This is a genomic window from Massilia aurea, assembly GCF_024753205.1.
In the GTDB taxonomy this organism is placed as follows: domain Bacteria; phylum Pseudomonadota; class Gammaproteobacteria; order Burkholderiales; family Burkholderiaceae_D; genus Telluria; species Telluria aurea.
Window position 1 is genome coordinate 740,442 of the sequence record NZ_JANUGZ010000002.1, and the last position, 23,469, is coordinate 763,910.

The window sequence follows — 23,469 nt, forward strand, 5'->3', positions numbered from 1 at the left end:
CCTCTTCTTGAAACGTCAACATGACCACTGAACAAGCCACCTCGCGTAACGACACCCTGTTTGCCCGTGCCCAACTGACCACGCCCGGCGGCGTCAATTCGCCGGTGCGCGCCTTCCGCTCGGTCGGCGGCACCCCGCGCTTCATCACGCGCGCCCTCGGCCCGCACTTCTGGGATGCCGACGGCAAGCGCTACATCGACTACATCGGCTCGTGGGGCCCGGCCATCCTGGGCCACGCCCGCCCTGAAGTGGTATCGGCCGTCCAGGCCGCCGCCGCCAACGGCCTGTCGTTCGGCGCGCCGACCGAAGGCGAAATCGAGATCGCCGAAGAAATCTGCCGCCTGCTGCCATCGATCGAGCAGGTGCGCCTGGTCTCGTCCGGCACCGAAGCGACGATGAGCGCGCTGCGCCTGGCGCGCGGCGCCACCGGCCGCGACAAGATCGTCAAGTTCGAAGGCTGCTACCACGGCCACGCCGATTCGCTGCTGGTCAAAGCCGGCAGTGGCCTGCTCACCTTCGGCAATCCGACCTCGGCCGGCGTGCCGGAAGACTTCGTCAAGCACACGCTCGTGCTCGACTACAACGACGTGGCGCAACTGGAAGACGCGTTCGCGACGATGGGCGACGAGATCGCCTGCGTGATCGTTGAGCCGGTGGCCGGCAACATGAACCTGATCCGCGCCACGCCAGAATTTTTGCAGAGTATGCGCGACCTGTGCACGAAGCACGGCGCCGTGCTGATCTTCGACGAAGTGATGTGCGGCTTCCGCGTGGGCCTGCAAGGCGCGCAGGGCATGTACGGCATCCAGCCCGACCTGACCGCACTGGGCAAGGTCATCGGCGGCGGCATGCCGGTGGCTGCGTTCGGCGGGCGCGCCGAACTGATGCAGAAGATGGCGCCGATCGGCCCGGTGTACCAGGCCGGCACGCTGTCGGGCAATCCGGTGGCGGTGGCGGCGGGCATGACGACGCTCAAGCTGATCCAGGAAGCCGGGTTCTACGAGCGCCTGAGCGCCACCGCGAACCGCCTGGTGGCCGGCCTGACCGAGGCCGCGCGCGAAGCGGGCATCGACTTCTGCGGCGACGCCGTGGGCGGCATGTTCGGCATGTACTTCTCGAAGGAAGTCCCGGGCAGCTACAGTGAAATGATGGCCGGCGACAAGGAGCGCTTCAACCGCTTCTTCCACGGCATGCTGGACGAAGGCGTGTACTTTGCCCCGGCGATGTTCGAGGCCGGCTTCGTGTCGATCCAGCACGACGACGCGGCGATCGACGAGACCATTGAAGCGGCGCGGCGCGTGTTCAAGCGGATTGGGTGATCCGCAGGACTGGCTGGCTTACTTCAGCCAGCCACGCCTTCTGAAATACCACAACGGCGCCACGCCGCAGCCAATCATCAACAAAATAGCCAGCGGGTAGCCGAAGCGCCATTGCAGCTCGGGCATCACGGTGAAGTTCATGCCGTAGACACTGGCGATGAGGGTCGGCGGCAGGAACGCGACCGAGGCCACCGAGAAGATCTTGATGATCTTGTTCTGGTTGATGTTGATGAAGCCGACCGTGGCGTCCATCAGGAAGTTCACCTTGTCGAACAGGAACGAGGTGTGGCCGTCGAGCGACTCGATGTCGCGCAGGATCTGGCGCGCTTCCTCGAACTGGTCCGAGTTCAGCAGGCGCCCGCGCATCAGGAAGCTGACTGCGCGGCGCGTGTCCATCATGTTGCGGCGGATGCGGCCGTTCAAGTCTTCCTCGTGCGCGATCGCGTTCAGTGCAGCGGCCGCGTCCTGGTCGGTAAATTCTTTCTGCAGCACGCGGGTCGAGACTTCTTCGAGGCTTTCGTAGATGCCCTCGAGCGAGTCGGCCGAATACTCGGCGTCGGTCGCGTACAGGTCGAGCAGCACGTCCATATAGTCTTCGATCGAGCCGGGCCGCGAACGGGCGCGCATGCGCACCAGACGGAACACCGGCAAGTCGTCGTTGTGCACCGAGAACAGGATCTTGCCCGACAAGATGAACGCCACCGTGATCACGCGCGACGGCCCGTCTTCTTCTTCCAGCAAAAAGTCGGTGCGCAGGTGCAGGTCGCCATTTTCGGCTTCGTAGTAGCGCGCCGATGCTTCGATGTCCTGGACTTCGTCTTCGCCCGGCAGGATCACGTTGTACTTGGCCTTGACCCAGACGCGCTCTTCCTCGCTCGGGTCGGTCAGGTCGACCCAGACCGGCGCCACGCTCTCGAGTTCCTCGCGGGATTCGATCGTGACCTGGTTCAGGCGGCCGTTCTGTAGGACGAATACATTGATCATGCGCTGGGTCTCGCTATTCTTGGCCGGTCGACAAAAGTAGCGCAAGTGTAACCGTTTGCCCGCCGCGGAGCCAACTCCGGCGCCACAAACGCGCGTTTATGGCCGCTCGTCCGCACGTGGCACGTCGGCCGACGGGATCCGGCGCTGGATCGTGCTGGTGCGGCGCTCCAGGTAGCGGGTCGAGCGGTTCTTGTCGTAGAAGCGCGGATTGGGCAGCATCACGGCCAGGCGCGCGGCTTGCGCCGTGCTCAGCTTGGCGGCGGATGTCTTGAAGTAGTAGCGCGCCGCCGCTTCGGCGCCGAACACGCCACGGCCGAACTCGGCCACGTTGAGGTAGATTTCCAGGATGCGCTGCTTGCTCATCACGGTCTCGAGCATCAATGCGATGATCGTTTCCTGGCCCTTGCGCAGATAGCTGCGCGAGCCGGACAGGAACAGGTTCTTGGCCAGTTGCTGGGTGATGGTCGAGCCGCCACCGGCCAGCTTGCCCCGGCGTTCGTTGCGCTCGTAAGCCCTCTCGATGGCTTTCAGGTCCACGCCGTAGTGCTCGTTGAAATTGGCGTCTTCGGACGCCACCACTGCACGTTTCAGATTGTACGAAATGCGCTCGTACGGCACCCATTCATGCTTGAGGGTGGCGTCGGGATTCGTTTCGCGCAGTACCGACAATTGCGCGCGCATGAAGCTGGTCGAGCCCGGATCGACCTGGGCATACCAGCACACCATCAGGAAGAAATACAGCTGGACCAGCAGCACGATCAGCAGCGGCCCCAGAAAGAGCCACTTGATCCAGCGCCGCTTGGCTGGCGCCTTCGCTGATCCCTTCGCTGGTGTCTTCGCTGTTCCCTTGTTCTGCGATGTAGCCACGGGTTACCCCTGTTATTGTGATTGTCGCATCGATGCCAGCACGTGCGCCGTGCCCGGCCGCTTGCCCCGCCACAGCGCGAACGCTTCGGCGGCCTGCTCCACCAGCATGCCCAGGCCGTCGCGCACGGCGGCGCCGTGGCCTGCAGCAAAGTCCATGAACACGGTAGGCTTGTTTCCGTACATCATATCCAACGCCAGCGTGTCCGGGCCGAATACGCTCGCCGGCACCGGCGGCACGGCGGCGTCCAGGCTGGCCGACGTCGCATTGATGATCACGTCGAACGGGCCGTCGACATCGGCGAAGCTGCTGACCGCCAGGCGCGCCGCATGGCCGGCAAATTCCGCCACCAGCGCCTCGGCGGTGGCGAGCGTACGGTTAGCAATCACGATCTGGCGCGCACCGGCGTCCAGCAACGGCAGCAGTGCGCCGCGCGCGGCGCCACCGGCGCCCAGCAGCAACACGCGTTTGTCCGTCAGCGAGACGCCGGCATTGCGCACGATGTCGGCCACCAGGCCCACGCCGTCCGTGTTGTCGCCGACGATTTCGCCACCATCGAACACCAGCGTATTGACGGCGCCGGCCGCCTGCGCGCGCGCTGTCAAACGTGTGGCCAGGCGCGCTGCTTCCAGTTTGAATGGCACGGTGACGTTGGCGCCCTTGTAGCCTTCGCCGACCAGGCGCGCCACCGTGGCGGCAAAGCCATCGACGGGCGCCAGGCATTGTTCATACTGGAGATCCTCGCCCAGCTCTGCGGCATATTGCGCGTGGATCCGGGGCGACTTGCTGTGGGCAATCGGGTTGCCGATAACGCAGTAACGGTCGGTCATGGCGAGGCATTCCCCAGGGTTGCGCGCAGACTGTCTTCGCGGGTGAACTGGAAGCGCGTAAACACTTCCCACAAATCGTCCTTGCCCTTGGTGCGCATATTGGCCGGGAACGCGCCGTATGGCGCCGAGCGGCGCACGATGTCGAGCGCCGCCTTGTCGAGCGCAGGATTGCCCGAGCTGCGCTCGACCTTCGGACCGCCATCCTTCAGGTACAGCGTGCCATCCTGATAGACGGGGATGTACACCACCAGCTCGCCATACAGCTTCTTGCCGGCCTGCTGCGGGAAATTGAGCGTGCCGACTTCCTCGATCCGCTTCTGCATCGCCTTGTAGTACAGCGCATAACCGGCCTCGCGCGTGCTCGGCGTGATCTTCGTGCGTTTCGGACGGCGGTTTTCTTCTTCGATGCGCTCGAAGATTTCGGCGGCGCTGCGCGAGATGGCGCGCGACGTATCGAGGTTGTCCTCGCCCGTGCGCGACGGGTCCGGCTTTTCCCGTTCGGTGACCGGTGGCGCGGTGAAGCTCGACGTGCGGGCGCGCGTGACGACGTCCTGCTGGATCTGCTCGAGCGCAGCGATACGGCGCTGCAGGGCCTTGATGCTGTCGCCATCCTCGACCTTGCGCAGATCGGGCAGCGGCGACTTGGCGCGCCCTGCTTCGGCGGCGCCGCCACCGTCCAGGTTCGCCTGAGCCAGCGCGTCGGCCTTGGCCGGCGCCCGGTCGTGTTTGGCGTTGACCAGAATGACCTCGAGCCCCGGGTCGGCCGGGGTCTGGCGAAATGTTTCAGGCGCAGCAAAGCGCACCGCCAGCAGCGCCGCGTGGGCTGCCACCGATACGGCCAGGGCAATGATCAGGGGACGGTTGTGTAGGAGAGACTTCACGCGCTGCGGGTGAGAATTGAATCGGAGAATTGATTCATTCTAACCTGAGGCGAACCCATAGGGGGAGGTGGAATTGGCGTGCGACACAACGTGGCACGTCTGACAATATCAGTCGGATAACAGGCGTTGTCGTCCAGTCATGCATCGACCCATGATCCTGGCATTTGGCAGGAGACAAGTCCTGGATAATTCCCCATTTCTGGCGAAGAGATTATCATCTGATCGCTCTTTCTCAAGTAACTTTGCAAACGAGCCAAAATCGTCATCAGCCTGGCTGCAATTGGCGCCAGAGAGAGAGACGTACTTCTCGAATTTATGGTTTGCGGATAAGATGACGTTAGTTACTTGCTGATCGAGATGCACCACGAAAATTCAGTTTTAGATTGAATCCGGGACAGAAAATATTCGACAGCAATCAAAGAATTTACCAATAAAATTGGAGAATCCTCAGGAAGATTCTTCTTTACAGTCTGAAGAGCGGGAAAGAAAATGGGCGTAATCATCTATGAACTGAACGAAGTACCAATAAAGCTGTTTGACTTTTATGCAAGCTCTCACCCAAAATCTGCATTTGCAAAATTAAGAAACCATAGTTCGCTATTTCAAACCCACACTGCAGATGTAGGCAATCTGAGCCCCTGGATCACCTGGCCCACCATGCATCGTGGGGTTTCAAACGTGCATCATGAAATAAGTGACTTGGGCCAGGACCTAACACAGGTCAATAAAGAGTATCCAAATGTATATAACCTTTTAGCTCAGCAAGGCGTAAAAGTTGGGGTTTTTGGCTCACTTCAAAGCTACCCTTTGCCAGTCAATCTGGACAATTTCGCGTTTTATGTCCCTGACACTTTTGCCGCAGGCGATGAGTGTTTTCCAGAAAAATTGAGCGCTTTTCAGGCGTTTAATTTGTCGATGGTCCGTGCCAATGGTAGGAATGTCAAATCAGGTATCGCAATGCGGGAAGCGACTCGATTTATTCAGAACGCCCTGCATCTGGGCTTGACTACCAATACATTTTTGAAGTTATCAAACCAGATCGTCAGCGAACGTCTGAATAGCAATCGTATTGTCAGACGACGGGTATCCCAGGTCGAGATTGCCTTTGATATTTACATAAGGCAACTTATTCAGACCAAGCCCGATGTCAGCTTCTTCTTCACGAATCATGTCGCTTCCAGTATGCACCGGTATTGGCCCACTATGTTTCCTGAGGATTATGACTCAGGAAAGTTTGACGAGACGTGGAGAACGCAATGGTCAGGAGAGATACCACACGCAATCAAGGTTGCAAATTATCAACTTCAGAAATTGCTTGATTATTGCGATGCAAGCGGATCAGAGCTGATTATTTCCTCCAGCATGGGGCAAGGCGCTGTCAGCAATGCAGAACCTACCGAGAGAGAAGTCTTGATAACGAACTTGAAGAGCCTTATGGGCTACTTGGGATTGAAGACTGATGACTATGAACCAAAATTGGCCATGTCGCCTCAGGTTGTACTGTCCCCAAAAAGCGGCGCAGTGAAAGCAGCATTGAATAAACTGAGCAATATTTTTATCAATGGTAAAAATATCAACGTCTTTGAAACAAGCACTGGCGATGTAAGATTAGAAATAAGCCTGATCAATCAAAATTCATTGTCTGTTTTCGATGGAAATATGCAGATCGATCCAAAGAAGATTGGGGTCGATAACGTGCATTTACAGGATGCCTCCAGTGCCTATGCCTACCACATCCCTGAGGGGATCTTATTGCATTACAAATCCGGCCATAAGGCCGAGAAAGATAACATCAAGACGTGGCAAGCAGTGAGCGCCCTGGACTTTGCGCCTTCACTTCTTAAAAAGTTCGGCAAGCAAATTCCATCGTACATGCAAAAAGAAAATTTATTCTTGCTGTAAAAAAGACTGCTTGATCGGCCCGCAACAAAAGAGGTCAAGCGGCAAGCCTCGTTAAGGTGCCCCTGTCAATTCCCCACAAAACAGGCCGCATCCTGCATACAGCGTCCTCATCAGCCGTACACAGAACGCACACGGTTTCAGATAGCGGCCGTGTCCACGGCCTTTCCCCTTTTGTTTATCATGGAGCCGGCGTATCCGACGTCACCGGCGGCGTCGCTTGTGACAAGTCAGCCGTGTCCACCACCGCAACGGCGCCTTCGGCCTCCACGGCTTCGGCCACCGCTGCTTCACCGGTATCGGCGTCGTCTTCCTCCTCGAGCGCGGCATCCGATGCCGCATCCGGCGTGCTGCTTGCCACTTCCAGCAAGCGCGCCTCGAGGTTCAGTTCGATCTCGTCCCAGCGGACGATGTCGAGCTTGACCTGCGCACCGCGCGCCACCTGCGACATGCCCGGCAAACGCACCACCAGCGGCACGTCGGTCAGGCGCACGAGCTCGTCCTTGAGCACGACGGCATCGACCATCTTGACGCCCTCCTGCCCCAGCCAGCGCAGGCACCAGTAGCGCTCCATGTTCTGCTGGAAGTCGTTGTAGGCCGCATACGCCGCGTCGAAGCTCGACACGATCGAGAACAGCGTCGCGTCACGGTGCTTGAACGGCGCGACCAGTGGCGCGGTGACGCCGTTTTCGGCCGCCGCGATGATCTGCCACTGGTTGACCAGGTCGGTGTAACGGCGCAGCGGCGACGTGCTCCATGCGTACTGGTCCACGCCCAGGCCCTGGTGCGGCGCGGCGTGCGTGACCATGCGCACCTGCATCTTGGCGGCCCAGCCGCCGGCACCCGGCCCTTGCGAGCGGTAGATGCCCGGCACGCCCGAGTCGTGCAGCAGCTTGCCCCAGGTGCTGTTGGCAAAGATCATCAGCTCGGCGACGATCTTGTCCAGCGGCGCGCCGCGCTTGCGGCGCACGATCGAGACCACGTCGTCTTCGACATAGAAATTGAAGTCCATGCGGTTGGCCTGCTCGGGCTTGAGGCCAAACGCTTCGCGCTTTGCCATGCGGCCGGCTTCGAGCTGCAAGGCCCACTGCCACAACTGGCCCAGTTCTTCCTTGTGCGGATACTCGCCTTCGCCGCTGGCCAAGGTTTCTTCATTGACCAGGTCGTCCAGGTCGTTGTGGCGCAGATTGCTCTTGATCGGCACCAGCTCGGCGCGCGTCGTCGTCGAGATGACGCTCCAGTCTTCGGGATTCAAGACGGCATACAGCGACAGCGCCGGGCAATCGTTGCCCTCGGCCAGCGTGAACGCATTGACCACCTCGTCCGGCAGCATCGTGATCTTGTCGCCCGGCATATACACGGTCGACATGCGCGCACGGGCAATCTTGTCGATCGCGTCGTCCGGACGAACGGCCAGGCCCGGCGCGGCGATGTGGATGCCCACGCGGACGGTGCCATCGTCCAGCTTGACGACGGAGAATGCATCGTCGATCTCGGTCGTGGTCACGTCGTCGATCGAGAATGCGGCGACGTCGGCGCGCGGCAGGTCGGTCGGCGCTTTTGGTACGTCCACCGGCGCAAAGCCGGCGCCGCGCGGGAAGTTCTCGAACAGGAAGCGGCCCATGTGCAGGTCTTTGGGCGAGGCCAGCCCGCCGACGTCGAGCATCAGGCGCGCCGCACTCACCTTCAAATCATCAGCCGCAGCCTCGAACGCCTTGTATTCGATCGTGTTCTTGTCCGGCTTGAACAGCAGCTGGTGCACGAGCGGCTGCATCGATTCAGGCAGCTTGCCGGCTTTCAGCTCATCGACATAGCCGGCCTGGATGATGGCCTGCTGTTTTTTCTTTTCGATGCCTGCCAGCGCAGCCTTGAGCGACGCTTCCGGCGCAGCCTTGTAGCGGCCACGGCCCTTCTTGTAGAAGTAAATCGGCGAGCCGTGCAGCGTCAGCACGAGGCCGGCTGCTTCGTGCGGCAGCGGCGCGTGGCCAAAGTATTCGGCGCCCAGCTCGGCAAAGCCGAACTCGTCTTCGCCCGCGACTTCCCACAGGAACTCGAGGTCGACGTCGGCCGCCACGGCCTTGGCCGCGTCCATCAGCTCTTGCGGGCCGGGCTTTTCAAATTGCAGCAGGACGTCACGCGTCTTGACCTTGGTGCGCTTGCCGCTGGCCAGTTCGACCTGGTATGCCTCGCCGGCTTGCGACAGGATGGCGCCGACCTTGAAGTCGCCCGATTCCTCAAAAAATACATTCATGATTATTCTGTGTTGTTCGTGGTTGCGCCCGCTCCCAGGCTGAGCACCGCCGGCAAGAATACCTCGGTGACCAGGAGCAGGCCTTGACGGCGGCGATAGACGCAGCGCCGCGCATGGTAAATCGGCTGTTGGGCGCCCGCGCCGCCAATAGCCGCATGTGCACGGCGCACGAGCGGATGGTCGGCGCCCAGGCGCGCAAATTCAAGTGATCCGCGCCGCACGAGCGGATCGTAAAACAGGGTCGAGCCGAGCGAACGTTCGCCCAGCGCCGAAAACAGCGGCCAGTCGCTCGCGTTGGCATCGGGCGGCACGACCGTGTGGGCAAAGACCACCGGCGTGCCGTCGCAGACGAGCAGCACTTCGCGCTCCCACACGCGCTGTGGCCGTGCCAGGCCAATCGCCGCCGCTTCGTCAGCCAGGCACACGGCGCCGTGCTGGTGCAGGCGGCGCACGCGAAACGCGTCGCTGCTAGCGACCAGGCGCGCGGTCAGCGAGCCGGGCGTGACGAGCCAGTCGTGCATTGGTGGAGAAGCACGCACGGCGCGCGCGTGCGGATGCCAGGCGGCCAGGCGCAGCGAACGGTTCCTCACCGCGTTCCGTCCCCGACTGCATCCATCCCGCAGAACGCCAGCACCTCGTCGACATACATCGGAAACTCCGACACCGCATGGTCGCTGCCGTAGATCACGTGCTGGCGCGCGCCGGCATAGTGCGCCACCATGTCGCGGTAGTCGAGCACTTCGTCGCCCGTGGCCGCCAGCAGAAAATACCGTTCGGGCTGCGTGATGGCCGCGACGCGCAGCGCCTTGAGTTCATCGATGTACTCAGGGCGAAACTCGAACGGTTCGTCCGAATGCCAGTTGGTCGTAACGCCCACGTGGTGTTCGAGGTTGCGGGTCGGGTCGACCGACGGATTGATGACGACGGCCGGCACGCCCAGGCGCTCGGCCAGCGCGCACGCATAGAAGCCGCCCAGCGACGAGCCGACGATCGCGAGATTGCCCGGTGCATGCTGCGCGGCCAGGTCCAGCGCCAGCGCGAACGCGGCCTTTGGGGATGCCGGCAATTGCGGGCAGATCAGGCGGTCGAGCAAGCCGCGCTCTTCGAGCGCCGCCTGGACGACGCGCGCCTTCATCGATTTGGGCGACGAGCGAAAGCCGTGCAAATAAAGAAGATACGGTGGCAACTGCGGCGCCGACGTCATGGGGCCAACGCGTCCAGCAGCTTCTGGTGCACTCCCCCGAAGCCGCCATTGCTCATGACCAGGATATGGTCGCCCGGTTGCGCCTGCTGCACGATGGCTTGCACCATATAGTCGATCTGGTCGAAGCTGTGCGCGATCGTGCCCATCGGCTTGAATGCATCGGCCAGCGACCAGCCCAGCGCCTGCTGGCTGCCGAAGCCGAACACCAGGTCGGCATCCTTCAGGCTGCCCGGCAGCGCATCCTTCATCGCGCCCAGCTTCATCGTGTTCGAACGCGGCTCGAGCACGGCCAGGATGCGGCCGGAACCTTGCGCGCCCAGCTTCTGACGCAGGCCGCCGACCGTGGTGGCAATCGCCGTCGGGTGGTGCGCAAAGTCGTCGTAGACGGTGATGTTATTGACCACGCCGCGCACTTCCATGCGGCGCTTGACGTTCTCAAAGCGGGCCAGCGATTCGATGGCCTGCGCGACCGGCACGCCGACGTGGCGCGCGGCGGCAATCGCGGCCAGCGCGTTCGAGCGGTTGTGCTTGCCAGTCAGGTCCCAGTGCACGGTGCCTTGCGGCGCGCCCTTGAAGATGACGTCGAAGCTGGCGCCGCCCGGATGCTCGACCATCGTCCAGTCGACACCGTCGGCGCCGCCGAAGCTTTCCTTCTCGCTCCAGCAACCGCGCTTGAGCACGCGCCCGATCGACGCTTCGTCGCCATTGACGACCAGGCGGCCCACGCCCGGCACCGTGCGCACCAGGTGGTGGAACTGGGTTTCGATGGCGCCGATGTCCGGGAAGATGTCGGCGTGGTCGTATTCCAGGTTGTTCAGCACGGCCGTTTTGGCGTGGTAGTGCACGAACTTGCTGCGCTTGTCGAAGAACGCCGTGTCGTATTCATCGGCTTCGATGACGAAGAAGTTCGATGGCTTGTCGCCATGCAGGCGCGCCGAGACGCCGAAGTTCATCGGCACGCCGCCGATCAGGAAGCCCGGCGCATAGCCGGCATCTTCCAGGATCCAGGCCAGCATCGACGTCGTGGTCGTCTTGCCGTGCGTACCGGCCACCGCCAGCACCCATTTTTCGCGCAGGATGTGCTCGCCGATCCACTGCGGCCCCGACATATATGGCAGGCCGCGGTTCAGGATTTCCTCGATCAGCGGATTACCGCGCGTCATGACATTGCCGACCACATACAGATCGGGATTCAGCGACACCTGCTCCGGGCCATAGCCCTGGATCAGCTCGATCCCCTGGGCTTGCAACTGCGTGCTCATCGGTGGATAGACGTTGGCGTCGCAACCGGTCACGCGGTGACCGGCTTCCTTGGCCAGGACCGCCAGGCCACCCATGAAGGTGCCGCAAATGCCGAGAATATGAATGTGCATGGGAAGGTGCGCGGGTGCGATGTAAATTGACGAAACCGGGATTCTACCCGAGCCGCAGCTGTTTTCCGTTCAGAGTATGATCTCGATCATGATGCCGAACTTGAACAACGATCTCATTCAATTGCGCGCCGAGATCGCCCTCGTGGCTGCGCGCATGGTTGCCCAGGATGGCGCCGACATCGATACTGCGCGCCGCAAGGCGGCCCGCCAGGTGCTCGGCGTGAACCAGCCTGTTCCCAATATGATGCCCGACGACATCCAGGTCGAAGACGAAGTGCGCAAGTACCTGGCACTGTTCGGCGGCCCGGACCACAGCAAGCGCCTGGCGCAACTGCGCGCCACGGCGCTGCAGGTGATGGAGGCGCTGGCCGACTTCAATCCCTACATCACCGGCCCGGTGCTGCAAGGCACGGCTGGCGAGCACGACGATATCCACCTGCAACTGTTCGCCGACAGTGCGAAAGAAGTGCAGATCTATCTGCTGAATCGCAATGTTAATATCGAGATCTCGGAAACCCCGCATTTCAAGGGGGGGCGCCATGCGCCTGTCGAGACCGTCAGTTTCCCGTGGATGAAGGAAACTGTGCATGCGCAATTGTTTGAATACCAAGACCTGCGCGGCGCGCTCAAGCCGCGCGCAGATGGCCGCCCGCAACGTCTCGACGCTGCCGGCCTGCGCGCGCTGATCGCTGCCGACTCAACACTGGAACAGAACGAATGAACAAGAAACATCTGGCCACCTATGTGGCAGTGGCCGCGCTGTTCGGCGTGATGGGCGCCGTCGTCGCGCTCTATAAAAAAGCGCCGGCACCGGCCTCCCCCCAGATCAGTACGACTGCTGGCGCTGGCGCGGTGACCAATGCCGTCACCAACCTGTATGCGCAGTCGCTCAACAATCTGGCCGGTGAACCGCAACCGATGGCGCAGTGGAAGGGCAAGCCCCTCCTGGTGAATTTCTGGGCGACCTGGTGCGGGCCATGCGTGCAGGAAATGCCGGAGCTGTCGCACCTGGCGGGCGAAGACAAGGGCAAGCACTTCAATGTGATCGGCATCGGGATCGATTCGCCGACCAATATGAGCGAATTCGCCGCCAAGCACCAGATCGCCTATCCACTCTACGTGGCCGGTATGGGCGGGACCGAGCTGTCGAAGGAATTGGGCAACACGATGGGCGGCTTGCCGTACACTGTGCTGATCGGCGCCGACGGACAAGTGCTCAAGACGTATATTGGCAAGCTCAAGTTCGACGAATTGCGCGCTGACCTGGCCAAATTGAAGGGTTGATCGCGCTTTTAACGAACGATCGTACGATTTGCAATTGCGGCCAATTTCGGCTAAACACCAGCAATTTTACCGCTTGCCAACAGCCGAGCTAGGCGGCACAATGCCTGACTTTCGGGCTACCAGACTCTCATTATGGCGAAAAAGCTACTGCTTCTCAACGGCCCCAACCTCAATTTATTGGGGACGCGCGAGCCTGCGGTGTACGGCATGACGACCTTGGCCGACATCGAGAACGCAGCAGTTGCACAAGCCACGAACGCCGGCGCAGCACTGGAGCATTTCCAGAGCAACCATGAGGGCGCCCTGATCGATCGCATCCAAGCCGCACGCACCGAAGGCGTGGATTTTATCGTGATCAATCCTGGTGGCTTGACCCATACCAGCGTAGCACTGCGCGATGCGTTCGCGTCGGTGGCCATTCCATTCGTCGAGGTGCACGTGTCGAACGTGCATGCCCGCGAATCGTTCCGGCAGCACTCCTATCTCTCTGGCATCGCGCGTGGCGTGATCTGCGGACTGGGGCCGGACGGATACAGGTTTGCCATCGACTTCGCACTTAAATAGCGTTAATCTACGTCAACTTCATGTATCAGCGGCTGCGCGGCCTGTTTGAGGCGCCGGCCTGCTCTCTAAAACGAATAATTCCAAGGGGTTTCACATGGATCTACGAAAACTCAAGACCTTGATCGACCTGGTCGCTGAATCGGACATCGCCGAACTCGAAGTGACCGAAGGCGAAAGCAAGGTCCGCATCGTCAAGTCGTCCGCTGTTGGCCAAGGCCAGATGATGATGATGCCGCAACAAGGCGTGCAACAATTCGCGGCGCCAGCCCCGGCCGCCGCGCCTGTCGCTGCAGCACCGGTCGTGGCCGCCGAGCCAACCGGCCACGTCGTCAAGTCGCCGATGGTCGGTACCTTCTACCGTTCGTCCGCACCGGGCGCTGCTGCGTTCGTCGAAGTCGGCTCGAACATCAAGGAAGGCGAAACGCTGTGCATCATCGAAGCGATGAAGCTCCTGAATGAAATCGACGCCGATGTCTCGGGCGTTGTCACCAAGATCCTCGTGGAAAACGGCCAGCCGGTCGAATTCGGCCAGCCGCTGTTCGTGATTGGCTAAAGCCTCAAGCTGGGCGGCAGTCCTGCCACCAGCTCACCCATGACGTGTCCGGCGCCGCTTGTCTTTCAGCTGCGCCGGTTTTCACTGAACCACCGGACCAACCATGTTTGAAAAAATCCTCATCGCCAACCGTGGTGAAATCGCGCTGCGTATCCAGCGCGCCTGCCGCGAGCTGGGCATCAAGACGGTCGTCGTGCACTCCGAGGCCGACAAGGACGCCAAGTACGTGAAGCTGGCGGACGAGTCGGTCTGCATCGGCCCGGCACAATCGAGCCTCAGCTATCTCAACATGCCCGCGATCATCAGCGCGGCCGAAGTGACCGACGCCGAAGCGATCCACCCGGGCTACGGCTTTCTGTCCGAAAACGCCGACTTCGCCGAGCGCGTCGAGAAATCGGGCTTTGTCTTCATCGGTCCGCGTTCCGAATCGATCCGCCTGATGGGCGACAAGGTCTCGGCCAAGCAGGCCATGATCCGCGCCGGCGTGCCGTGCGTGCCAGGCTCGGACGGCGCCCTGCCGGACGACCCGAAAGAAATCGTGCAGACGGCGCGCCGCGTCGGCTACCCGGTGATCATCAAGGCTGCCGGCGGTGGTGGCGGACGCGGCATGCGCGTGGTGCACACCGAAGCGGCCCTGATCAACGCCGTGGCGATGACCAAGACCGAAGCCGGCGCCGCCTTTGGCAATCCGGAAGTCTATATGGAGAAGTATCTGGAAAATCCGCGTCACGTGGAAATCCAGATCCTGGCCGACGAACACAAAAACGCCGTCTGGCTCGGCGAGCGCGATTGCTCGATGCAGCGCCGCCACCAGAAGGTCATCGAAGAAGCGCCGGCGCCGGGCATCCCGCGCAAGCTGATCGAAAAGATCGGTGACCGCTGCGCCGAAGCCTGCCGCAAGATCGGCTACCGCGGCGCCGGCACCTTCGAATTCCTGTACGAGAATGGCGAGTTCTACTTCATCGAAATGAACACGCGTATCCAGGTCGAGCATCCGGTCACCGAGATGATCACCGGGATCGACATCGTCCAAGAACAGATCCGGATCGCCTGCGGCGAAAAGCTGCGTTTCCGCCAGCGCGACATCATGCTGTCGGGCCACTCGATCGAGTGCCGCATCAATGCCGAAGACCCGTTCAAGTTCACGCCATCGCCAGGGCGCATCACCAGCTGGCATCCGCCGGGTGGTCCTGGCATCCGCGTCGACTCGCACTCGTACGCCGGCTACTACGTGCCGCCGCACTACGACTCGATGATCGGCAAGGTCATCGCGTATGGCGCCACGCGCGAGCAGGCGATTCGCCGCATGCAGATCGCGCTGTCGGAAATGGTGGTCGAGGGTATCCTGACCAATATTCCGCTGCACCGCGAACTGATGGTCGACGCCCGCTTCATCGAAGGCGGCACCAACATTCACTACCTGGAGCAGAAACTGGCCGCCAAGCCCGACCTGCCGAAGGAAACGGCGCTGTCCGCCAAATCCGAAGTCAAGGTGAACGAATGAGCTGGACTGAAGTCGTCATCGAACTGGCGCGCGAACACGCCGAAGCGCTGTCGGACGCCCTGATGGAAGCCGGCGCGCTGTCGGTGTCGGTGGAAGACGCCGACGAAGGCACCGAGGACGAAAAACCGCTGTTCGGCGAGCCGGGCATGGAGCCGACCGAAGCGGCCTGGGATCACAGTCGCGTTGTCGCTTTGACCGATGCCGATGCCGACCAGCTGGCGATCGTCACCGAGGCCGCGCAAGCGATCCGTCTGCCCGTCGTGCCGGCGTTCACCACCCGCAAGGTGGAAGACGCCGACTGGGTGCGCCTGACGCAGTCGCAGTTCGAGCCGATCCACATCGGCACCAATATCTGGGTCGTGCCGAGCTGGCACGTCGCGCCGGATCCAAACGGCCTGATTCTCGAGCTGGATCCGGGCCTGGCCTTCGGCACCGGCAGCCACCCGACGACGCGCCTGTGCATGGAGTGGCTCGAAGCCCATCCTGCGCCGGGCAAGTCGGTGCTGGACTACGGCTGCGGCTCGGGCATCCTGGCGATGGTGGCCAAGAAGCTGGGGTCGCAGGACGTGGCCGGTGTCGACATCGATCCGCAAGCGATCGAATCGGCGCGCGCCAACGCCGAGCGCAATAACGTCGCCATCGACTTCTACCTGCCTGACACGTTTGCCGCTTCCGGCAATGCGCGTCATGCCGGCGGCAAGTTCGACATCGTCGTGGCCAACATCCTGTCGAGCCCATTGAAGCTGATGGCGCCGATGCTCGCTGGCCGCGTGGCCGATGGCGGCTCGCTCGTGCTGTCGGGCGTGCTGGCACGCCAGGCCGACGAAGTGGCTGCAGCCTACGCACCATTCATCAAGCTGGGCGTCTGGGCCGAGCAGGATGGCTGGGTTGCCCTGCACGGCACGCTGGGCCAGGACACACCGCCGGCGCGCACTGCTACTACCGGCTAAAGGCATGGCGCTCGCCACACAATGCCCCCACTGCGGCACGCAGTTCCGCGTCGCCGCGGACCAGCTCAAGCTGCGTGGGGGCATCGTGCGTTGTGGCGCATGCCAGCAGATTTTTGACGGGAACAGCGCGCTGATCGATCTGGCGGCTGGGCCGGCGCCGGTTGTTGCGGCGCCTGCCGATGCGCCGGCTGAAGTTCCTTCTCCTGCTCCCATCGACGAGACGCTCGCACCAGTGAGCGAGCCGGTCGCGCCGCAGGAACCAGAACCAGAACCGGCGCCAACGCCGGCATCGACGCCCGAACCGGACACCCTCCCCGCACCCGAGCCAAGCCGCGAACACACGGCAGACTCGATCGGCCCGCCGACGCTGCTGCTGCGCGAATCGTCGGGCGGCTCGCCGCCGATTGCATCGAACGTGCCTGCCTCGCCGCGCAACCGCGCCGCGGAAGCACGCGCACGCCGCGTCAAGGCCGCAACGCCGCGCATCGACGAGGTGCCCAAACCACCACCGCCACCGCCAAAGCCGAAGCCGGACATCGACGAACCCGAGTTCGTGCGCAGCACACGCCAGCGCGAAGCCTCTGGCAAGACGACGCGCATCGCGCTGGCCGTGGGTAGCGTGCTGCTGCTGATTGCGCTGGTCGTGCAGGGGGCCGTGAGCTTTCGCGACGTGCTGGCGGCGCGCCATCCGGGCCTGCGTCCGGTGCTGGTGTCGACCTGCGCCCTGTTCGGCTGCAGCGTCAACCTGCCGGCGCGGCCCGAGCAGCTGGTGATCGAGACCGGTGAACTCATCACGCTGGGCGGCAACGCCTATACCTTCAGCACCGTGCTGCGCAACCAGGGCGACATGGCGCTGGCCTGGCCCAGCCTCGAACTGACGCTGAACGACCTTGACGATAAGCCGCTGGTGCGCCGCGTGTTCGCCCCGCGCGACTACGCCGGCGCCGCGGCTGCCGCGCCCACCGGGTTCGCCGCACGCGGCGAGCAGCAGGTGCGCATCCATTTCAGGCTGGAGGGCGCAGAGCCGTCCGGCTACCACATCGCAGTGTTCTATCCATGAAAGCCACCCCATGACCAAAACCGCCCTGATCTGCGGCTCGCTCGCGTTCGACAAAATCATGCAGTACCACGGCCGCTTCGGCGACACGCTGCTGGCCGACCAGCTGCACCGCGTGAACGTGTCGTTCCTGGTGCCGACGCTGCGCACCGAATACGGCGGCTGCGCGGCCAATATCGCGTACAACCTCAAGCAGCTGGGCGGCGAGCCTTTGATGATGGGCACGCTCGGCCAGGACGGCGGCGACTACCTCAAGCGCATGCAGGAACAGGGACTCGAGACGCGCGGCATCCGCACGATTCCCGAGGCCTACACCGCGCAGTGCTTCGTCACGGCCGACCAGGACAACAACCAGATCAACGCCTTCCACCCGGGCGCGATGGAATACTCGAACCAGAACAACGTCGCCGACCAGGGCGCAATCCGCGTGGCGATCATATCGCCCGACGGCCGCGACGGCATGATCAAGCACGCGCGCGACTGCGCCGAGCAGAAGGTGCCGTTCATGTTCGACCCGGGCCAGCAACTGCCGATGTTCTCGGGCGAAGAACTCATCACCTTCATCGACCAGGCCAGCTACCTGGCGTGCAACGACTATGAATTCGAAATGGTCATGGACCGCACGGGCCTGAGCCAGGCCGACATCGCGGCGCGCCTGGAGGCATTGATCATCACGCGCGGCGAAGCCGGTTCGGACATCTACGCGAACGGTGAGCACATCAAGATTCCAGCCGTGACGGCCACCAACGTGGTCGACCCGACCGGCTGCGGCGACGCCTACCGCGCAGGTCTGCTGTTCGGCATCACCAATGACCTGGACTGGGCCACGAGCGGGCGCATCGCCAGCCTGCTGGGCGCAATCAAGATCGCCTCGGCCGGTGGCCAGAACCACCACTTCACGCCGCAGGAATTCGACGCGCAGTTCGAGCAGGCGTTCGGCAGCAAGTTCCGTTAAAACGAAGGCGCCGCTGGCGCCGTGCATGACATAAAAAAAGGCCTCTGCATGCAGAGGCCTTTTTTACGATCGGTTGGTTTAAACGTAGCCGAACACCTGCCGCAGCACGAACAGCAGGATCTGGATCAGCACCAGCGCCACCAGCACCGACAGGTCCATGCCGCCAATCGGCTTGACGACACGCCGGATCGGGCGCAGCAACGGCTGATTGAGCGCGTGCACGAACGGCGCCAGCGGCGCATTGGGATTGACCCAGCTGAAGATCGCTTCGATGATTAACAGCGCCAGGAAGCCGTACAGGATCCACGTCAGGAAACGGTGCAGCGCGTACAGCAGCATCGTCTCGCCGCTGGCGCCGGCCAATAGCAGCACCGTGCTGGCCACCAGGACCACCAGGAAGGCGCCGATGAGGCTTGCCCAGTCGTAGCCGCGGGTGCCAGGCACCACGCGCCGCAGCGGCATCACCAGCCAGTCGGTGATGGTGTGGACGAACTGGCGAATCTGGTCGGGAAGACGCACGCGGATGGCATTCGTCCAGAAGCGCAGCAACAGCACCCCGCCCAGCAGGCCTGCAACGATATCGACGATAAACTGAAGAATGGACAGCACGGACTCTCCTCAAAAAAAAACCGCTGTGCGAAGGATCACACAGCGGCATTCTGCCTGAAGCGCGCCCCACTTGCCATGCTGCGCAAGACGCGCGGCAGGCAGGCAGGACAACGTTTGCGATTACGGACGGCTGCTGGTCGGGAATGGCCAGGCGGTTGGCGCGATCACGCTTTTTGCTGGCGTGGCTGCTGACGCTGCCGGCGCGGCTGCAGGCGTGTCGCCCGCTTTCGCGTCGGTCGCTGCCGGCTTGGTCGCTGCCTTCTTGGCGGCTGGCTTCTTCGCTTCTGGCTTGGCGTCCGCCTTGGTGTCTGCTTTCACGTCGGCTTTTGCATCGGCTTTGACATCGGCCTTCGCGTCGGCTTTGACTTCCGGCTTGGTGTCGGCTTTGATGTCGGCTTTCGTGTCGGCCTTGGTGTCTGCCTTCATGTCCGGCTTCGCAGCGGCTGGCTTGGCGGCGACGGTTTTGGTCGCAGCGGTCTTGGCGACAGCTGGCTTGGCCGTGGCCGTGGCCGTGGCCGTTTTTGTCGCAGCGGTTTTGGTCGCAGCAGGCTTGGTGGCAGCGGTCGTGGTCGCAGCAGCCTTGGTCACGGCTGGTTTGGCCGCGGCGCTGGTGGTGGTCGCTTTTTTCGCGGCTGGCTTGGCAGCAGCGGTCTTGGTGACGGCCGGTTTGGCTGCGGTTTTGGTCACCGTTGCTTTTTGCGCTGCCGGCTTTGCCGTTGCTTTGCTCGTGGCTGCTTTTTGGGCGACTGGCTTGGCGGCTGCCTTGCTGGTGCCCGCTTTTGCGGTGACTGGCTTGGCTGCAGCTTTGGTCGTCGTTTTAGCGGCTGGCTTGGCGGTGGTTTTCTTTACTGCCGGCTTGGCTGCTGATTTAGCGGTCGACTTGGTGGTCGATTTAACAGTCGACTTAGCAGTCGACTTGGTAGCCGATTTAGCAGTCGGCTTGGTGGCCGATTTAGCCGTCGATTTGGTAGCGGCCTTGGCCGACGTTTTCGTGGCGGCAGGTTTGGCTGCTGGCTTAGCTGCTGCTTTCTTTGCAGCCGGCTTGGCTGCAGGTTTCGCTGCTGCTTTCTTTGCCGCTGGCTTGGCTGCCGGTTTGGCGGCTGCTTTCTTTGCCGCTGGTTTGGCTGCTGCTTTCTTCGCTGCCGGCTTGGTTGCTGCCTTAGTTGCTGACTTAGCTGCTGGCTTGGTTGCTGCTTTAGCTGCTGGCTTGGTTGTTGCCTTAGTTGCTGGCTTGGTTGCCGGCTTTACTGCGGACTTGGCAGCGACTTTCTTGGTGACCGGCTTCGCTGCAGTTTTAGCGGCGGTTTTGTTTACCGTTGGCTTTGCTGCAGTTTTAGTGACGGTTTTCTTTACTGCCGGCTTTGCTGACGACTTGGCGGTCGATTTAACTGCGGCTTTGGCTGCAGTGGTTTTGGTCGCCGTGGTTTTGGTCGCAGCGGTCTTGGTTGCAGTGGTTTTCTTTGCAACAGGTTTCGCCATGGTTTTCGTCGCTGGCTTGGTCACTGCCCGGGCTGCCGGTTTGGCTGCTGCCTTGGTGGTGGTCTTGGCAGTGGTTGCCTTTGCCGTGGTGGTCTTGGCGGTGGTGGCCTTGGTCGCGGCTTTTTTCGCGACTGGTTTCTCTGCTGCAGCCTTTGCGGTCGACTTCGTCGTGGACGAAGGCGCGCTCTTCACTGCTGCCTTTACAACTGTTTTTTTAGCGGTTGCCATTTTAATTCTCCTTCATCTGCGATGAGAAATACGCTCAGGGTTTAAAACCCGCCAGGTCGTTGTTGACCGGCGAGTTATTCATCGACGCAAACCGAAGATCGATATGCGCCAATGAATCCGGCACCGGCTGAACTGCTGCAACTCCTCACAGTTGCAGCGCTTCAGCCAACGTCGACAGGCCACCGTTCCAGCGTCGTCACAGCGCTACCCTTGCGGGTGCGAAAAGAAAAAGCCGCCTTGCCTGAGCAATTGGTCAGGCAAGGCGGCTTGTTCTTTTCGCTTCGCTTCCGTGCATACTGTTTGGTTCAGCGCCCTATTATTCGATCGATTTGCCCGATGCCCGCGACAATATCACATCTTCTTGATTTGACAAATTCAATCGCGTAAAGGACGTGCTTTCTTTGTGTGTGCGCAACCGAGAATCGGAAACAAGCCGCGCAATATACGCGGCCAAATAAGCAAGCGTGCCTGAATTGACGGGGGGTCTGCAAATGGCGCCGGATTCACGCGCACCTTTCAACCCAAGGTCGAATCGACTTACACATCGAACGGGCCGAACCAATAGATACTGTCGATCACGCCGCCGCGTTTGGCAATATAAGCCAGTCGAGTTTGGCAATTGACGAATACCGAATGGAACGAGCCATCCATTTGCCGCGCCATTCGCTCCACCGGGTGGCTACCGAGCGGCACCAGGTAGATGGATCGCGGCGCGCTGGCCCTCCGCGCGGCGCGCCTTCCACATAGTCTTCGAGAACCAGCGCCGGCTTGACCGCAGTGAGCGGTGTGCCGGCGCAACCGGCCTGCAAGGCCGCGCCACAAAACGCCAGCCTGAAGCTATTCGGCATCATGAAAGCCCCTGCCAATAGGAGAAGCCCATCCTGGCGCATGCGCGGTCGCGTGTCCACTCGCGCGCCCAGGTCTCGTCAGCGCCCCGGCGCCACGCGCCACAGCGTGCTGCCGGCATCGTCGACCACCAGCAGCGCGCCATCGCGCGCGACTTCGACTGCCGCCGGCCGGCCCCACACATCGCGGTCGCTGACCACCATGCCGCTCATGAAGTCCTGGTACTGCCCGGTGGGCACCCCGTTCTTCATGAACACGCGCACGACCTTGTAGCCGGTGCGCACGCCACGGTTCCATGAGCCGTGCAGCGCCACGAACACATCTCCCTCGTACTCTTTCGGGAACGCGCTCGTCGCGCCCTTGGGCGCGTGGTACGCCACCATGCCGAGCGGCGCCGAGTGCGCCTGCAGCAGCACGTCCGGGGTGATCGTCTTGCCCTTCAGGTCGGGCCGGTGACCCGCCAGGCGCGGGTCTTCGTTGTCACCGATGTAGTACCACGGCCAGCCATAGAAGCCGCCCTGCTTCACACGCGTGAGGTAATCCGGCGGCAGGTTGTCGCCCAACGCATCGCGCTCGTTCACATTGCACATGACTTCGCCCGTGGCCGGCAGTACCAGCAAGCCAACGCAGTTGCGCAGACCGGTCGCGAAGGTGCGGCGGTTCTTGCCGTCCGGGTCGAACGCCATGACGGTGGCGCGGTTCGTCTCGACGCCCCAGGCGCTGCCCACGCCGTGCTCGCGCTCCCACTGCGCCAGCGGCACGGGCGGCGTGCGCCCGATGTCGGCCGCGACGTTGGTGGCCGAGCCGATCGACAGCAGCAGCGTCTTGCCGTCCTTCGAAAACGCCAGCGTACGCGTCGTGTGCCCGCCACTGGTCTCAGACAGTTCGGCAATCACGACCTCCGGCGCGGCGCGTGCCGTCAGGTCGCCGTTGCGGTACGGGATGCGCACGACCGAATTGACGCCGGCCACATACAGATACTGCGGATTGGCGCCGCTCGGCCAGAATGCCATGCCGTATGGGCGCGCCAGGCCAGTGGCGAACACGCCGGCGCTATCGGCCTTCTTGCCATCGCGCGAGCGCAGCACCTTGATCGCGCCGGCGCCGGTCGCGGCCAGGAACACGTCGCCATTCGGCGCGCGCAGGGCCACGCGCGGCTTGTCGGCGTCCTGCGCGAACACGCTGACCGTAAAGCCGGGCATCACGGTCGGCAGCGTGCCGTTGGGCCGCGCCTGCACGCGCGCGCTGTTGCCGGCGCTGTCCGTGGCAAACGGCGCGGCCAGGTCGGTCGGCTTGAAGTGCCAGATCTTGCCGGGCTGGTTTTCAGTCCAGGCACCGGCGCGGGATGCAGCTTGTGCCGGTTCGGGAGCAGCTTTGGCAGCGGCTGGCGCGGCAGTTGCAGCCCCCTGCAGGCTGGCCAGGTAATCGATCAGCGCGCCGCGCTGTTTTGCGTCCGGCACGCCGACCGGCATCATCGTGCCAGGCACGCGCTTGGCCGGGTCGAGCAGGAACACATCGAGTTCGTCGCGCGTCCACACAGTGCCGCTCGCGCCGGCCTTGGCCAGCGCCGCCGAATAATTGAACCCGGCGACACCCGCCGCCTTGCGCCCGACAACGCCGAACAGGCCCGGGCCAGCCAGCTGCGCCATCCCGGTATCGACCGTATGGCAGCTGGCGCAGTTGTTCTGGAAAATGGTGCGGCCAGCGGCCACCTGGGGCGCAGCGTGGGCGACTGAGACAGTGGCCAGGCCGGCGAGCATGAGGGCGTGCAGCAGCGGGGTGCGGGAATTCAAGGGTGTCTCCTGGTCAGGCTTGAAAGACCGCCATCATAGGG

General features: G+C 62.4%; 23 protein-coding genes. 11 read left to right on the forward strand and 12 right to left on the reverse strand.

Translation table 11 applies throughout. The features are described from left to right. Positions 1-20 precede the first annotated feature (20 nt). Entirely contained in the window at positions 21-1,319 is a 1,299-nt protein-coding gene (gene hemL, locus NX775_RS08795; RefSeq protein WP_258835644.1) for a glutamate-1-semialdehyde 2,1-aminomutase, read from the forward strand. 18 nt (positions 1,320-1,337) lie between these two features. Here the strand turns inward: hemL and corA are convergent, their stop codons facing one another. The 4 genes from corA to NX775_RS08815 all read right to left on the reverse strand — a co-directional run bounded on the left by corA (position 1,338) and on the right by NX775_RS08815 (position 4,879). Further along, on the reverse strand, positions 1,338-2,303 hold the full coding sequence (gene corA / locus NX775_RS08800) for a magnesium/cobalt transporter CorA (RefSeq protein ID WP_258835645.1): 966 nt from the start codon (positions 2,301-2,303) through the stop codon (positions 1,338-1,340). Between the two features lie 96 nt (positions 2,304-2,399). Beyond that, entirely contained in the window at positions 2,400-3,170 is a 771-nt protein-coding gene (gene mtgA / locus NX775_RS08805) for a monofunctional biosynthetic peptidoglycan transglycosylase (RefSeq protein ID WP_370660567.1), read from the reverse strand. A 12-nt stretch (positions 3,171-3,182) separates the two neighbouring features. After that, positions 3,183-3,998 (reverse strand): shikimate dehydrogenase, encoded by an 816-nt coding sequence (gene aroE, locus NX775_RS08810; RefSeq protein ID WP_258835646.1) that lies wholly within the window; start codon positions 3,996-3,998, stop codon positions 3,183-3,185. Continuing rightward, positions 3,995-4,879, reverse strand: coding sequence for an energy transducer TonB (locus tag NX775_RS08815; RefSeq protein ID WP_258835647.1), 885 nt, complete (start codon positions 4,877-4,879; stop codon positions 3,995-3,997). The genes aroE and NX775_RS08815 overlap by 4 nt, the downstream gene beginning before the upstream one ends. Positions 4,880-5,368: 489 nt before the next feature. Here NX775_RS08815 and NX775_RS08820 point away from each other — a divergent pair, with 489 nt between their 5' ends. Further along, positions 5,369-6,781, forward strand: a complete 1,413-nt coding sequence (locus tag NX775_RS08820) for a hypothetical protein (RefSeq protein ID WP_258835648.1) — start codon at positions 5,369-5,371, stop codon at positions 6,779-6,781. A 178-nt stretch (positions 6,782-6,959) separates the two neighbouring features. Here the strand turns inward: NX775_RS08820 and NX775_RS08825 are convergent, their stop codons facing one another. The 4 genes from NX775_RS08825 to mpl are packed head-to-tail and all read right to left on the reverse strand — an operon-like array spanning position 6,960 to position 11,606. Further along, the gene (locus tag NX775_RS08825) at positions 6,960-9,029 is read right to left on the reverse strand and encodes a ribonuclease catalytic domain-containing protein (RefSeq protein WP_258835649.1); all 2,070 of its coding nucleotides are present in this window, start codon (positions 9,027-9,029) and stop codon (positions 6,960-6,962) included. Between the two features lie 2 nt (positions 9,030-9,031). After that, complete coding sequence (locus NX775_RS08830; protein ID WP_258835650.1) at positions 9,032-9,619, reverse strand: chorismate--pyruvate lyase family protein; 588 nt, start codon at positions 9,617-9,619, stop codon at positions 9,032-9,034. Next, a complete protein-coding gene (locus NX775_RS08835; protein WP_258835651.1) occupies positions 9,616-10,233 on the reverse strand; it encodes a YqiA/YcfP family alpha/beta fold hydrolase in 618 nt (205 codons plus the stop codon). Before NX775_RS08835 ends, NX775_RS08830 begins: the two co-directional genes overlap by 4 nt. Beyond that, positions 10,230-11,606, reverse strand: coding sequence for a UDP-N-acetylmuramate:L-alanyl-gamma-D-glutamyl-meso-diaminopimelate ligase (gene mpl, locus NX775_RS08840; RefSeq protein ID WP_258835652.1), 1,377 nt, complete (start codon positions 11,604-11,606; stop codon positions 10,230-10,232). Before mpl ends, NX775_RS08835 begins: the two co-directional genes overlap by 4 nt. Before the next feature lie 88 nt (positions 11,607-11,694). Here mpl and NX775_RS08845 point away from each other — a divergent pair, with 88 nt between their 5' ends. The 8 genes from NX775_RS08845 (at position 11,695) to NX775_RS08880 (ending at position 18,473) form a co-directional block, all read left to right on the forward strand. Further along, complete coding sequence (locus NX775_RS08845) at positions 11,695-12,327, forward strand: hypothetical protein (protein WP_258835653.1); 633 nt, start codon at positions 11,695-11,697, stop codon at positions 12,325-12,327. Continuing rightward, positions 12,324-12,890, forward strand: a complete 567-nt coding sequence (locus NX775_RS08850; RefSeq protein WP_258835654.1) for a TlpA family protein disulfide reductase — start codon at positions 12,324-12,326, stop codon at positions 12,888-12,890. Before NX775_RS08845 ends, NX775_RS08850 begins: the two co-directional genes overlap by 4 nt. 132 nt (positions 12,891-13,022) lie before the next feature. After that, entirely contained in the window at positions 13,023-13,454 is a 432-nt protein-coding gene (gene aroQ, locus NX775_RS08855; RefSeq protein ID WP_258835655.1) for a type II 3-dehydroquinate dehydratase, read from the forward strand. 94 nt (positions 13,455-13,548) lie between these two features. Continuing rightward, positions 13,549-14,007, forward strand: coding sequence for an acetyl-CoA carboxylase biotin carboxyl carrier protein (gene accB, locus NX775_RS08860; RefSeq protein ID WP_258835656.1), 459 nt, complete (start codon positions 13,549-13,551; stop codon positions 14,005-14,007). A gap of 103 nt (positions 14,008-14,110) precedes the next feature. Then, positions 14,111-15,511 (forward strand): acetyl-CoA carboxylase biotin carboxylase subunit, encoded by a 1,401-nt coding sequence (accC, locus tag NX775_RS08865; protein WP_258835657.1) that lies wholly within the window; start codon positions 14,111-14,113, stop codon positions 15,509-15,511. Further along, positions 15,508-16,461: a 50S ribosomal protein L11 methyltransferase gene (prmA, locus tag NX775_RS08870; RefSeq protein WP_258835658.1), complete on the forward strand. Its 954-nt coding sequence runs from the start codon at positions 15,508-15,510 to the stop codon at positions 16,459-16,461. Before accC ends, prmA begins: the two co-directional genes overlap by 4 nt. Positions 16,462-16,465: 4 nt before the next feature. After that, on the forward strand, positions 16,466-17,521 hold the full coding sequence (locus tag NX775_RS08875) for a DUF3426 domain-containing protein (protein WP_258835659.1): 1,056 nt from the start codon (positions 16,466-16,468) through the stop codon (positions 17,519-17,521). A gap of 10 nt (positions 17,522-17,531) precedes the next feature. Beyond that, on the forward strand, positions 17,532-18,473 hold the full coding sequence (locus NX775_RS08880; RefSeq protein WP_258835660.1) for a carbohydrate kinase family protein: 942 nt from the start codon (positions 17,532-17,534) through the stop codon (positions 18,471-18,473). 78 nt (positions 18,474-18,551) lie between these two features. Here NX775_RS08880 and NX775_RS08885 read toward each other — a convergent pair whose 3' ends face one another. Beyond that, a complete protein-coding gene (locus tag NX775_RS08885) occupies positions 18,552-19,082 on the reverse strand; it encodes a YggT family protein (protein WP_258835661.1) in 531 nt (176 codons plus the stop codon). A gap of 120 nt (positions 19,083-19,202) precedes the next feature. After that, entirely contained in the window at positions 19,203-19,769 is a 567-nt protein-coding gene (locus tag NX775_RS08890) for a histone (RefSeq protein WP_258835662.1), read from the reverse strand. Here NX775_RS08890 and NX775_RS08895 point away from each other — a divergent pair. Then, on the forward strand, positions 19,735-20,814 hold the full coding sequence (locus tag NX775_RS08895) for a hypothetical protein (protein WP_258835663.1): 1,080 nt from the start codon (positions 19,735-19,737) through the stop codon (positions 20,812-20,814). The genes NX775_RS08890 and NX775_RS08895 overlap by 35 nt on opposite strands. A 550-nt stretch (positions 20,815-21,364) precedes the next feature. Here NX775_RS08895 and NX775_RS08900 read toward each other — a convergent pair. Continuing rightward, the gene (locus tag NX775_RS08900; protein WP_258835664.1) at positions 21,365-21,640 is read right to left on the reverse strand and encodes a hypothetical protein; all 276 of its coding nucleotides are present in this window, start codon (positions 21,638-21,640) and stop codon (positions 21,365-21,367) included. Positions 21,641-21,715: 75 nt separating this feature from the next. Further along, complete coding sequence (locus tag NX775_RS08905; protein ID WP_258835665.1) at positions 21,716-23,428, reverse strand: PQQ-dependent sugar dehydrogenase; 1,713 nt, start codon at positions 23,426-23,428, stop codon at positions 21,716-21,718. Positions 23,429-23,469 lie beyond the last annotated feature (41 nt).